General features: G+C 59.0%; 10 protein-coding genes. 4 read left to right on the plus strand and 6 right to left on the minus strand.

Going from position 1 to position 12,392, the window contains the following annotated elements; all coding sequences use genetic code 11:
- Positions 1-28 precede the first annotated feature (28 nt).
- From J7412_RS11320 to J7412_RS11345, 6 genes are all read right to left on the minus strand, one after another.
- Complete coding sequence (locus J7412_RS11320; protein ID WP_209078728.1) at positions 29-865, minus strand: NAD(P)-dependent oxidoreductase; 837 nt, start codon at positions 863-865, stop codon at positions 29-31.
- Positions 866-867: 2 nt separating this feature from the next.
- Entirely contained in the window at positions 868-1,644 is a 777-nt protein-coding gene (locus J7412_RS11325; RefSeq protein ID WP_209078729.1) for an HpcH/HpaI aldolase/citrate lyase family protein, read from the minus strand.
- Positions 1,644-2,861 (minus strand): FAD-binding oxidoreductase, encoded by a 1,218-nt coding sequence (locus tag J7412_RS11330; RefSeq protein WP_209078730.1) that lies wholly within the window; start codon positions 2,859-2,861, stop codon positions 1,644-1,646. The genes J7412_RS11325 and J7412_RS11330 overlap by 1 nt, the downstream gene beginning before the upstream one ends.
- Entirely contained in the window at positions 2,862-4,580 is a 1,719-nt protein-coding gene (locus J7412_RS11335) for a hydantoinase B/oxoprolinase family protein (RefSeq protein WP_209078731.1), read from the minus strand. It lies immediately after the preceding gene.
- Positions 4,577-6,664 carry a hydantoinase/oxoprolinase family protein gene (locus J7412_RS11340; RefSeq protein WP_209078732.1) on the minus strand — a complete coding sequence of 696 codons (2,088 nt, stop codon included), beginning with the start codon at positions 6,662-6,664 and terminating at the stop codon, positions 4,577-4,579. The genes J7412_RS11335 and J7412_RS11340 overlap by 4 nt, the downstream gene beginning before the upstream one ends.
- Before the next feature lie 93 nt (positions 6,665-6,757).
- On the minus strand, positions 6,758-7,666 hold the full coding sequence (locus tag J7412_RS11345) for a LysR family transcriptional regulator (RefSeq protein WP_348540492.1): 909 nt from the start codon (positions 7,664-7,666) through the stop codon (positions 6,758-6,760).
- A gap of 208 nt (positions 7,667-7,874) precedes the next feature.
- On the opposite strand from J7412_RS11345, the gene J7412_RS11350 reads away from it, so the two are divergent.
- From J7412_RS11350 to J7412_RS11365, 4 genes are all read left to right on the plus strand, one after another.
- Positions 7,875-8,879, plus strand: coding sequence for a Gfo/Idh/MocA family oxidoreductase (locus tag J7412_RS11350; protein WP_209078734.1), 1,005 nt, complete (start codon positions 7,875-7,877; stop codon positions 8,877-8,879).
- Positions 8,876-10,447, plus strand: a complete 1,572-nt coding sequence (locus tag J7412_RS11355) for a CoA-transferase (protein WP_209078735.1) — start codon at positions 8,876-8,878, stop codon at positions 10,445-10,447. The genes J7412_RS11350 and J7412_RS11355 overlap by 4 nt, the downstream gene beginning before the upstream one ends.
- On the plus strand, positions 10,444-11,211 hold the full coding sequence (locus J7412_RS11360; RefSeq protein WP_209078736.1) for an enoyl-CoA hydratase/isomerase family protein: 768 nt from the start codon (positions 10,444-10,446) through the stop codon (positions 11,209-11,211). Before J7412_RS11355 ends, J7412_RS11360 begins: the two co-directional genes overlap by 4 nt.
- A 3-nt stretch (positions 11,212-11,214) precedes the next feature.
- The coding region (locus tag J7412_RS11365; RefSeq protein ID WP_209078737.1) for an aldehyde dehydrogenase family protein at positions 11,215-12,392 on the plus strand (1,178 nt) is incomplete at its 3' end.

Genomic DNA, 12,392 nt, shown 5'->3' on the forward strand with positions numbered 1-12,392 from the left:
AGGGCGCGTGATGCGCCCTTCGTTGTGGTTAGAGTTTTTTGCGGTCATCCACGATGGTCATTTTCGCAAGCCCACTCTCCCCAAGCTCAATGGTGGTGAACGGGCCGCCAATGCACATCTGAGCCGGATCACTTGGGTCCGCCGGAGGCGCGGCAGCGAGGATTTTAGGCGCAAATTGTTCGGCATTGTCCTGTGGCCGATAGCCAAGGTGGGACGCGCCTGCATTGTTGACCGGCATGCGGTCGTTGTTGGAGATGCCGTACACGATGGAGAAGCCCGTTGTGGGCGTGTCAACTGCACGGGTCACAAGCCTGATCAGGTCGTCATAGCTGAGCCATGTCGCGAGGGAGCGGGTGCTGACCACTTTGGCACAGGAGAAGATGCGCATGTGCACGCTTTCCAGCCCGCGCTTTTCCCAATAAAGGCGGCCGAGGTCTTCGGCGAAGCACTTGGCGAGACCGTAGAAGCTGTCGGGGCGGTGGGGGGCGTCAATGCCAATGCAATCGGCGGACGGGTACATGCCAACCGCATGCACGGAGCTGGCATAAACCACGCGCCGCACACCGTGCTGATGGGCGGCTTCCCAGACGTTGTAGGCACCGATGATGTTGGGGCCGAGGATCTCATCAAAGGGGGCTTCATCTACGATTGCGCCAAAATGGACAACCATATCAGCGCCTTCCAAAACTGCGCTGATTTGCTCCAGAGAGGCAAGATCGGCCTGCATGTAGCTCTCGCCGGGATATAGGGTTCCGATGTTTTCGGCGATATCGGTGGAGACAAGCTCGTCCGCCATTTTGCTGAGCGGTTCGCGCAGATAGGAGCCTAGGCGGCCAGCGGCACCGGTGAGGACGAGCTTTTTCATGGTCAGGATCCTGTGTTTGGGGCTTTGAGGTCGGCGAGCCGCTGGTCTGCGGCCTGGGCAAGAAGGCCCGTGTCAGATCCGCATGCGACAAAGGTGAAGCCTGCGCCAAGCAGGCGGCGGGCAAAGGCCAGATCAGAGATCACAGTGCCAACCGGGATCTTCTTGCCAATCAGGCGCATGGCGGCGGGCAGGATTTTTGCCCAAACCTGATCATGCATCGGCTGGCCGAGATGGCCCATATCTGCGGCGATGTCAGCCGGGCCAAAGAAGATCCCGTCCACACCGTCAACGGCGGCAATAGCTTCAATGTTTTCCAGCGCTTCAAGGGTTTCGGCCTGCACAAGCACCGCAGTTTGGTTTTCGACCTCAGCAAAATAGCTCTTATCCCGGCCATAGGCGGTGGCACGGGTTGTGCCGCCTACACCGCGCACGCCGCGCGGCGGATAGCGCGTGGCCGCAACAGCAGCCTCTGCCTCCTCGACGGTGTTGACCATGGGAAAAAGCAAGCCGGGCGCGCCCATATCAAGCAGGCGCTTGACCTTCACGGGGTCGTTCCAATCCGGGCGGAGAAGTGCTGTGGTCTCAAATCCTTCCAGCACCCGCAGCTGATCCATCACGGTGGAAAGCTCATTGGGAGAATGCTCCATATCAATGAGCGCCCAGTCATAGCCGGAATGCGCCACAACTTCCGTGGCCTGTGCGTTGGCCATGCTGAGCCAGATGCCGATTTGCGCGTTGCCTCCGCGAATTTTGGCAAGGAAGGGATTAGGAGCTACCATCAGATCACGGCCTTTTCGACGATTGGTGTGTTTGTGAGCACACGTTCAAACGCAAAAGGCGACATGTCCAGAGCGCGGTATTCGCCGTAGGTGAGCCATTCCGCCATGGCGCGGCCCATTGCGGGGCTTTGCTGTAGCCCATGGCCGGAGAAACCGTTTTGGAACAGGAAGTTGCTGATTTCTGGATGGGGGCCGAGAATGGCGTTTTGGTCCAACGTGTTAAAGGCGTAGTGACCGGCCCACTCGGTGACCACTTTGATGGCCTCAAACTGGGGGATGCGGGTGGCGATAATGGGCCAGACATGATCCTGCCAGCGGTTGTGATCCATGTGGAAGTCATCATAGGCAACGGCTGGGTCAGGGTCGGCAGCGCAGCCTGCGAGATAGGTCTCCGGACCATCCTGGCGAAAGTGAACCCCGCTTGGATCAATTGTGAGCGGCAGTTCCATTGGCAGAGGTTGCTCTGCGGAAAAAATCCAGGTGAAGCGCTTACGTGGCTCAACCGGGAGCGCGATGCCTGCCATTTCGGCGGTGCGCGCGGCGCGCGGCCCTGAGGCGTTGACCACCTGACCACATGAGATCACATCGCCGGAGGCGAGTGTTACAGATGTGATCTTGCCTGCTTCGCGTGCCATGGCGACAACTTCACCCTGCATATATTCCACGCCGCGTTCACGTGCCGAGCGGCGGAACCAGTCAAACACCACGCCGCCATCCCAATAGCCTTCATTTTTGGTGTTGATTGAGCCAAGCTTGATGTCCTCGACGTTGTAAAACGGGTAGCGTGCCGCAATCTCTTCGGCTGTGAGCAGCTCGGTTTCGGCACCAGCCTCGCGTTGGATTTTCTGGTTTTCGCGCAGTGTTTGGGCAAAGGCGTCATTGTCGGCGAGATAGAGATAGCCGTAGCTCTGAATGTCGAGTGGGGGAACGCGGTCATCCCCGCCCATGTAGCTGCGCAGGTTCTTTACGAAATCAGCCGCGAATTGTGAGATCTCGACGTTCAGCTGATTGGAGAACTGCTGACGCATACAGGAATTGGTGTGCGCCGTAGAGCTGAACTCGTAGCTTGGGTCCTTTTCGACCACGAGCACTGAGCCGGTGAAATCCGGATTGTCAGAGAGGAACCATGCGGTTGAAGACCCCATGATGGCGCCCCCGATGATCACCACATCATATGAGTTTTTGGTCGGTTTGGTCGCCCAAGTGCTTGCTGCCATTTACAGAGTGTCCCCCAGTTTTGCCCGCGCTAGGGCCTCGGCGATGTCATCTGCCGAAAGGTTGTAGTGCTGTGCGGCGTGCTCTGGTGTGATGTAGCCAAAGGCCAGATCGCGTTTCACCATGTCGGCATCGCGCGCCTGAGGGTTACCGTAGCCTGCGCCGCCGGGGAAGGCCATTTGTACAACTTCACCGTGTGAGATGAAATGCTTGCCTTTTCCCGGGATCGGGGTGCCGTCATTGCGTTGGATGGTGGTTGCACCTCCTGCAAGGCCGTCGCGGCGACCAAGCGCTGGGTGGTCCACACGGTCCAACATAAGCGAGATATCAAACTCGTGTCCTTCGCGGGCACCAACGTCCATATATTGCCCGAGACCGCCGCGATACTGACCGGCACCGCCGCTGTCCGGGCGCAGCTCCTTGCGCCAGATGATCACCGGGCCGACCTGTTCGGTGGCCTCCACGGGCATGGTCATCACACCAGATGGGAAGGCCGTGGCGCTCATGCCATCCAGCGCCGGGCGCGCGCCGGAGCCGCCGGAGTTAAAGGTGAGCACTTCGGCACGTGTGGCGTCTGGCGGGGCAGGGGCGTCCATTCGGGGCCGGAGGGACAGTTGGAAATTGCACAGGCACCCGGCGCCCTCGGCGGGAACCACACCGGGCAGGAGTTTGTCGAGCGCGTTGTAAACCGTGTCAGGCACCATATGGCCAATCACATGGCGCAGGGCCACGGGGGCCGGGAACTTGGCATTTACAATGCTGTTTTCCGGCGCGCTGATTTCAAACGGGGCCAGTGAGGCGGCATTGTTCGGGATTTCCGGCGCGATGGCGCATTTGAGCGCGTAGCAGGCGTAGGCCTTGGTGTAGACCAGAGGGACGTTGATGCCTTTTTTGTCGAGGCCGGACGTGCCGTTCCAATCGCTGAGAATGCGGTCTTTCTCGATGGTCAGCGTGACGTGCAGATCAATGGGTTTGTCGTAGCCGTCGATGCGCAGATGTCCGGATGCGGTGCCGGGGGCGAGGGCATTGATGCGCTCTAGTGTGGCTTTGCGCGAATTGGTCAGGATGAAATCCGAGATGCCGGTCAGATCTGGCAGATCAAACTCCTGCACCATGTCGATCAAGCGACGGTGGCCGATATCGTTGCAATTGGCCAAAGCGTAGATGTCGCCGACCAGCTGATCCGGCTCGCGCACATTGCCGCGAATGAGCGCGATCAATGTCTGGTCCACTTCGCCGCGGTTGGCGAATTTCATGATCGGGATGTAGAGCCCTTCTTCGTGGACATCATTGGCATCCGCGCCAAAGCCACGACCGCCAATATCGGTGACATGGGCCGTGCAGGCAAAGAAGCCGATGAGCTGACCTGCGTAAAACGAGGGGGTGACCACCGTGATGTCATGCTTGTGGCCGGTGCCCTCCCACGGATCATTGGTGAGGTAGACATCGCCTTCGCGCATGTTGTCGCGTCCGATGCGGCGGACAAAGTGCCCCACCGCATCTGCCATGGCGTTCACATGGCCCGGGGTGCCTGTGACGGCCTGAGCGAGCATGTCCCCGACGGCGTTGTAGACACCGGCGGAGAGGTCGCCCGCCTCACGCACAGACGTGGAAAAGGCGGTGCGCACCAGCGCCTGTGCCTGTTCTTCGACGACGGAGATCAAGCGGTTCCACATGACCTGATAGGCGACTTTGCTGTGCCCGGTTTCTGGACGGTTCATTGGGCGGTCTCCTTCAGGCGGACATCCAGCGTGCCGTCACTGTGGGTGCAGACATCGCGGCTGCTTGGGACAACAACGGTGGTTTCATCCTCGGTGATCAGGGCGGGGCCGTGCGCCATGTGGCCTGCAGGCAGATCAGAACGCGCGAGCGCGACGGCCTCTACCGTTGCGGCGCGTGCCGGATCAAAGAGGGGGCGTGTTGTGGTTGCGTCAACTTTGGTCAGTGCGCCAAGTTCATTGAGCGGTGTTGTGGCAGTTTGCGCGGTGTAGGCGTTGACGCTCCAGACCGTGATTTCGACCTCCATCCCCTCGACCGCGCGACCAAAGAGAGCTTCGTAGTCGGCCTCAAAAAGGCGGAGGAAGGTGGCGGCGTCAGGTGCAGCCGCCTGTTCGGCGGTCAGGGAGATTGGAATTTCCCAGCCCTGACCCGCATAGCGCATGTAGATCTTGTGATCGCGCAGGATTTCGGCATCTGCATCGCAGGAGCGCACAAATCCTGTGGCTTCTTCAGACATTTCGGCAAAGAGGGTTTTGACCTGCGCCGGATCAAATGCGTTGAGGCGCATGAACACAGAGCGGTTGGCCTCAAAGCTAAAGGGCGCGCGCAGGAAGCCGATGGCCGATCCAACACCGGCGCCTTGGGGGACGAGGCAGCGGGCGACGCCGAGCTTTTCGCAAAGCCTTGCTGCGTGAAGTGGGGCTGCGCCTCCAAAGGCGATCATGGTATATTCGCTGAGGTCTTCGCCGTTTTCGACCGCATGGACACGGGCGGCATTGGCCATATTTTCATCGACAACCTCGGCCAGTCCAAAGGCGGCCTCCATCGCGCCCATGTCCAGAGTATTGCCGATGACAGTGTCCAGAGCCTTTGCAGAATTGTCTGGGTGTAGCGGGATTGAGCCGCCCGCGAAATTGTTGGGGTCAAGCTTGCCTAGGATCAGATCTGCATCTGTCACAGCTGGGTTTTCACCGCCACGCCCATAGCAGGCCGGGCCGGGCTCTGACCCTGCGCTCTCGGGGCCGACGCGGATCTGATTCATGCCGTCGACATGGGCGAGCGAGCCGCCGCCCGCGCCGATTTCCACCATGTCGATCACGGGGATCGAGATGGGCATGCCGGATCCCTTTTTGAAACGATAGGTGCGGGCCACTTCAAACACGCGGGCGGTTTTGGGGGTTTGATCCTTGATCAGGCAGATTTTGGCGGTGGTGCCGCCCATATCGAAACTCAGGACTTTGGAGAGCCCGTGTTTGGCCGCGATGTCTGCGGCGAAGATCGCGCCACCAGCAGGGCCGCTTTCAATCAGACGGACAGGGAAGTCCGCCGCGCTTTCCAGAGACATGATGCCGCCACCTGAGTGCATCAGAAAGACGGGGCAAGCCGCGCCTTCGTCCGCCATGCGGGATTTCAAACGGCCGAGATAAGATTTCATCAGCGGTTTGATGTAGGCGTTGGCGATGGTGGTGTTGAAACGCTCGTATTCGCGCATCTGTGGCGATACTTCGCAGGAGAGCGAGACCATCACGTCGGGCAGCTTTTCCGCCAGAACTTCGGCAATCAGGCGCTCGTGGGCATCGCTCACGTAGGAATGCAGCAGGCCGACCGCGATGCTTTCATATTCCGCTTCGGCAAGCTCATCGGCGAGCTGCTCGATCTCTGCGCGATCCAGTGGGACCAGAGGGTTGCCGGTGGCGTCCATGCGTTCGCTGACCACATAGCGGCGGTTGCGCGGCAGCAGAGGCTCGGGGAGCGTAAGATTGAGGTCATATTGCTCAAAGCGGCTTTCGGTGCGCATTTCAATGACGTCGCGAAAGCCCTTGGTCGTGATCAAGGCTGTTTTGGCGCCACGCCGTTCGATCAGAGCGTTGGTGGCCAGCGTAGTGCCATGGATGATTTGCGTGATAACTGCCGGGTTGACATCTGCCTTGGCGCAGACCTTGTGCATCCCGTCCACGATGGCGTTTTCCGGTGCCGCGTAGGTGGTCAGCACCTTTGTGGAGTGCCGATCTTCGCCGATCTCGAGCACCACGTCGGTGAATGTGCCGCCAATATCTACGCCCAAGCGGGCCGCTGGTGTGGGCATGATGCGCCTCTTTGCTGTCTTACTAAGATCAGCCTAGTGGCAGGCGGGTCATGAAATCCAATTATTAGATTGAATATGAAGGATAAAAAAAATTTATCCTTTGATGGTGCTCGCGTGAGTTTGAGCCTCAATCTGGGCGAGCTCTGCAGCGGCGCTGACAAAGCTGGGGCAGGTGTCCGCATCAAAGCGGGCAAAGAATTGCAGGGCGTCTGGCACCCAGAGATAGCGCAAAGGCACAAGCGTGCCTTGGGCGAGATCATCGCGCACCATCGCTTTGGGGAGACAGGCCACGCCAAGGCCGTCGCGCGTCATCTGGTGGCACGCAGCAAGGTTGGAAGACGACACATGACGGACCGAGATGTCGGGGAAAGCGGCAAAATGCTCCTGCATCTGGCGGTAGGGAATGGTGCCGCGGGCGTGGGTCAGGACGGGATGTTGCGCGAGGTCGCGGAGTGAGAGCACTTTGGTGCTCATTTCCAGCTTTGGCGCGCCCACCCACATCATCGGCAGGGGGCCTAAATCGGTGTTGCCCGTTGTCTCGTGGTGAAAAGGGCCGTTCTGCAATGCAAGATCAATGCGGCGCTCCAACAGAGCATCCGACAGATTGAGGGAGAGATCGACGGTGAGATCCACGTCGATGTTGGGGAAGCGGGCCTTCAGCGCGGCGAAGAAAGCGCCCAGCCACGTATGTACGATCATTTCCGTGACACCTATGCGCAGGGTGCCGTCAAACAGGCTATCGTCTTCTGCAGTCAGCAAAAAGCCATCCATCGCCTGCAAAACTGTACGCGCCTGTATGAGCAATTTTTCCCCCATTGGCGAGAGGCGCACGGCGCCTGCATCGCGGGACATCAAGCGGTGACCAATTTGCGTCTCAAGCGTGGTGATGCGGCTGGAGATATTGGGCTGCGTTGTGTTGAGTTTGTCCGCTGCGCGGCGAAAGCTTTGCAGGTCGGCGACGGCCACGAAGGCCTGGAGCTGTTTGAAGCTGATCTGAGCCACGTGCGTGTCCTGTCGGCATGTTCTTAAGAAACTTAGTGCCGCGCAAACTGCGTAGAAAGCAATGGGGTTTTTGAGGGCTTTGCTGCTGGCTGAGAAAAGTCTCAAAAAGGGGATTGTCAAATTTAGAACGTTCCAATTATGGTGTGAATCGGAAATTAGATCGTTCCAATTCAATTGGGAATGATCTGACAGGGAGGCGAAGTTTCTTATGCGTTGGGTTTTTGTCGGGGCGAGCACGATCGCGTCCCAATACATGTTGGGAGCAGTGCGCGCGCAAGAGGGTGGTGACGTCGCTTGGGTTGTGAGCGGTTCAGCGCAGCATGGTGCGGATTGGGCGTCGGCCCACAATGTGCCTAAGTCTACAACGGATCTTACCGAAGCGCTGGCCGATGAGGGCTGCGATGCGGTTTATATCTCCTCCACCAACGAGAAACACTTGCCTCAGGCCATGGCGGCCATTGCTGCGGGCAAACATGTGCTTTGCGAAAAACCTCTGGCGATGAGCGTTGCGGATGCGGCGGATATGGTGAAGGCCGCTGAGACGGCAGGCGTTACCTTTGCAACCAATCACCACCTGCGTTGCTCCGGCACGCATCGCGCGATGCAAGCGCTGATTGCGGAGGGCAAGATTGGCAAAGTGCTGTCGCTAAGGATTTTCCATGCGGTGCATTTGCCGCCGCATTTGCAGGGATGGCGGATCAATGATGCCACTGCGGGTGGCGGTGTGATCCCCGATATCACAGTGCATGACGCAGATGTGGCGCGGTTTCTGCTGGGTGAAGACCCTCAGCGCGTGGTGGCGCAGATGGCGGCCTCGGGCATGGGCGAGGGTGTGGAGGACAGCGCCATGTCTGTCTGGACCATGCCAAGTGGTGCCATGGTGATGAGCCATGAAAGCTTCACCCATCCTTTTGCGGGCAGCGGGTTGGAGGTGCATGGCACCGAAGGGTCGATTTTCGCAAAAGGCGTGATGACACAGGAGCCGGTTGGCGATGTAGGGCTGGTAACTGCGGCGGGGCGTGCAGCTGTCGAGGTGTCCCGACACAACCTCTATGAACAGGGGCTTGCAGATTTCTACAGCGCGGTCGCCGGGACCGGGCGCGCCGCAGCGGATGGGCCGGATGGCGTGAAATCTCTTGCCGTTGCCATGGCGGTGCGCGACGCAGCACAGACGGGTCAGGCCGTGGATGTGGACTACGGAGATCGGGCATGAGCAAACTGGTTTCCGCAAGCGATGCAGTCGCACGTATCAACGATGGCGCTGTTGTTACGGTGTCCTCGAGCTCGTCGCTTGGCTGCCCGGATCTTGTTTTGAAAGCCATCGGAGCGCGGTTTGAAGCCGAGGGACATCCGCAGAACATCACGTCAATCCATCCGATTGCTGCCGGTGATATGTATGGCGTCAAAGGAATGGATTACCTGGCGCAGGACGGTTTGCTTTCGCGTGTGATTGCAGGGTCTTATCCGTCTGGTCCCTCAAGCCTTGAGATGCCTGCGATCTGGAAAATGATCGTTGAAGATCGGGTGGCGGCCTACAATGTGCCATCAGGCATCCTGTTTGACATGCATCGCGAAGCGGCGGCGAAACGACCTGGGGTGCTCACGCAGGTTGGATTGCAGACCTTTGTTGATCCCGTGCGCGAAGGCTGCGCGATGAACGACAGAGGCGCGGCAGCACCGATTGTGAGTCGAGAAGATTTTGGCGGGCAAACCTGGCTGCATTTCCCAAATATCGCACCGGATGTTTGTATCTTGCGCGCGACCACTGCGGATGAGTGCGGCAATCTGACCTATGAGCACGAAGGGGCCTATCTTGGTGGGCTCGAGCAGGCGATTGCCGCGCGTAACAATGGCGGGCTGGTGATTGCGCAGGTGCAGCGGATGACCGCGCGCGGCAGCCTGCGGCCACATGATGTGCGGGTGCCGGGACATCTTGTCGATTTGGTGGTGATTGACGCGGACCAAAAGCAGACCTGCGAGACCCCTTACGATCCAGCGATCAGCGGGCAGATCATGCGCCCATGGGACAGCTTTGCATTGGCAGACTATGGCGTTGAGAAGGTGATCGCGCGCCGGGCGGCGATGGAGCTTGCCAAGGGGCAGACTGCCAATCTCGGCTTTGGCATCAGCGCGATGGTGCCGCGTATCCTGCTTGAAGAAGGCCACCCGGAGGCGGTGACCTGGGCAATTGAACAGGGTGCTGTTGGTGGCGTGCCATTGACCGGATTTGCCTTTGGCTGTGCGTCCAATGCGGATGCGTTTGTGCCAAGTCCACAGCAGTTCATCTACTTCCAGGGGGGCGGGTTTGACATGTCCTTCCTCTCCTTCCTTGAGGTTGATGTGGAAGGTAATGTGAATGTCTCCAAACTGGGCAAGAAGCCTTATTTAACAGCAGGTTGCGGCGGCTTTGTTGATATCACCGCGCGGGCGAAGAAGATCGTCTTCTCGGGCTGGTTCGAGGCCGGGGCGCAGATGGATCTGTCTGAGGATGCGCTGAAGGTGGCAACGCCCGGTAAGTTTACCAAGATGGTGGATCAGGTCGAACATGTGACCTTCTCTGGCGTGCGGGCGCGGGAGACAGGTCAGGAGGTGCTTTATATCACCGAGCGCTGTGTGATCCGGCTGACCGATCAGGGACTTGTTGCTACGGAGATTATGCCCGGCATTGACGCTCAGGCGGACATCGTGGGGCCAACCGAGGGCCGTGTGACCGTGGCAGAGAACGCTGTTGTCATGGACAAAAAGCTGTTGAACCAAGCACCTATGGGGCTGTCGTTGTGAGCGGGGTCGCGCTTGAGGTCAAAGGCGGGGTCGCCACGCTGACGCTTCAGAATGAAGCGAAATACAACGCGTTGGATGTGCCCATGCTGGAGGCTCTTGAGACCCATATTGACGCGATTGACCGGGACAGCGCTGTGCGGGTGCTGATTTTGACAGGTGCGGGGCAAAAGGCCTTTTGCAGCGGTGCGGACATTGCGGCCTGGGGCAGCCTGAGCCCGGGCGAATTTGCGCGCCATTGGGTGCGTGACGGGCATCGTCTGTTTGACCGTATTGCGAGATTGTCCAAGCCGACCATCGCGGCGATCAACGGCCATGCTTTTGGCGGCGGCTTAGAGCTGGCAACAGCCTGTGATCTAAGGCTCGCGGCGCCCAAAGCGCTATTGGCCTTGCCTGAGGCGCGTGTGGGGATTGTTCCCGGCTGGTCAGGAACCCAGAGGCTGGTGCGGCTGATTGGTGAAGTGCTGGTCAAGGAAATGGCGCTGTTTGGACGCCGGATCAGTGCTGAGCGGGCTCAGCAGGCCGGCTTTTTGGCGGAGATTTCCGAGGATCCGCTGCAAGCGGCGCAGGCGTTGGCTGAGGAGCAAATGGCGCTGTCACCGCGTGCGGTTGAGATCACCAAATCCATGATTTTGGCGGGAAGCGGTGAGGACAGCGGTGCGATGATAGAGGCGCTGGGCAGCGCTGCCATTGCCGCGAGTGACGACAGAGACGAAGGCGTGGCGGCGTTTATGGAAAAACGCGCCGCGCAGTTTACAGGGAAATAGAGAATGAACGAGCTTGCGATACGGCCTTCGGTTGGCTTTGTGCCCGCAGCGGATCCTTTTGAGGGGCGTCATCTGATTGATGGCACCTGGCAGACCAGCGCAGATGGTGAGACATTTGAACGGGTGTCTCCGAGCCACTGTGTTGTGGTGAGCCGTTCGGCCAAAGGAGGAGAAGCCGAAGCGGAGGCAGCTATCAATGCGGCACGTAAGGCTTTTGACGCAGGAGTCTGGAGCCGTATTTCTGGCAAGGAGCGCGCCACCGTTTTGCTCAAAGTGGCGGACCTGATTGAAGCCAATGCTGATCGCATGATTGAGCTTGAGGTGCTGGAAAGCGGTAAGCCGATTGCGCAAGCGCGGGGCGAAGTGACCGGAGCTGCGGATTTGTGGCGCTATGCAGCAAGTCTCGCGCGGAGTGTTCATGGCGACAGCCACGATACGCTTGGCGAAGACATGGTGGCGATGGTTTTGAAGCAGCCGATTGGGGTTGTGTCGATCATCACACCCTGGAATTTCCCTTTCTGGATCCTGAGCCAGAAACTGCCTTTTGCGCTCGCAGCGGGTTGTACCTGTGTCGTTAAACCCTCGGAGATGACGCCAAGTACAACAGTGATGTTGGGCGAGCTCTTGATTGAGGCGGGGTTGCCAGCCGGAGTTTGCAACATCGTGCTGGGGTATGGCGAACCGGTCGGCAGCGTGATGGCCGCACATTCAGCTGTGGACATGGTGAGTTTCACGGGATCGACCCGCGTCGGAAAGCTGATCAGCAAGGTTGCAGCGAACACTTTGAAGAAAGTGGCGCTGGAGCTTGGTGGCAAGAATGCCCAGGTTATCTTTCCAGATTGCGATCTGGATGAGGCCGTGGATGCCACTGTGTTTGGCACTTACTTCAATGTCGGGCAGTGCTGTAACGGCTCGAGCCGCGTGATTGTGCATAAAGATATTGCGGAAGAGTTCGTTGCCCGCGTGGTTGCAGAGTCTCGCAAGGTTCGGTTTGGCGATCCGATGGATGAGAGCACGCAGGTTGGTGCGATTGTGACTGAGACGCATGGCGCGCAAATTCACAAACATGTGGAGGCTGCGGAGGCAGCGGGCGCGACAGTTGCACTGGGTGGCGGACCGCTGTCTGTGGACGGATTGGACGGTCAGTTTTACCAACCAACTGTTTTAGTTGATGTGAGCGC

The organism is Shimia sp. R9_3, from assembly GCF_017743755.1.
Classification (GTDB): Bacteria; Pseudomonadota; Alphaproteobacteria; order Rhodobacterales; family Rhodobacteraceae; genus Shimia.

Coding starts and splice junctions, on each gene's coding strand:
- J7412_RS11350 (WP_209078734.1), top strand. CDS start 7,875: ATGCGTTGGGTTTTTGTCGGGGCGAGCACGATCGCGTCCCAATACATG.
- J7412_RS11355 (WP_209078735.1), top strand. CDS start 8,876: ATGAGCAAACTGGTTTCCGCAAGCGATGCAGTCGCACGTATCAACGAT.
- J7412_RS11320 (WP_209078728.1), bottom strand. CDS start 865: ATGAAAAAGCTCGTCCTCACCGGTGCCGCTGGCCGCCTAGGCTCCTAT.
- J7412_RS11335 (WP_209078731.1), bottom strand. CDS start 4,580: ATGAACCGTCCAGAAACCGGGCACAGCAAAGTCGCCTATCAGGTCATG.
- J7412_RS11325 (WP_209078729.1), bottom strand. CDS start 1,644: ATGGTAGCTCCTAATCCCTTCCTTGCCAAAATTCGCGGAGGCAACGCG.
- J7412_RS11340 (WP_209078732.1), bottom strand. CDS start 6,664: ATGCCCACACCAGCGGCCCGCTTGGGCGTAGATATTGGCGGCACATTC.
- J7412_RS11330 (WP_209078730.1), bottom strand. CDS start 2,861: ATGGCAGCAAGCACTTGGGCGACCAAACCGACCAAAAACTCATATGAT.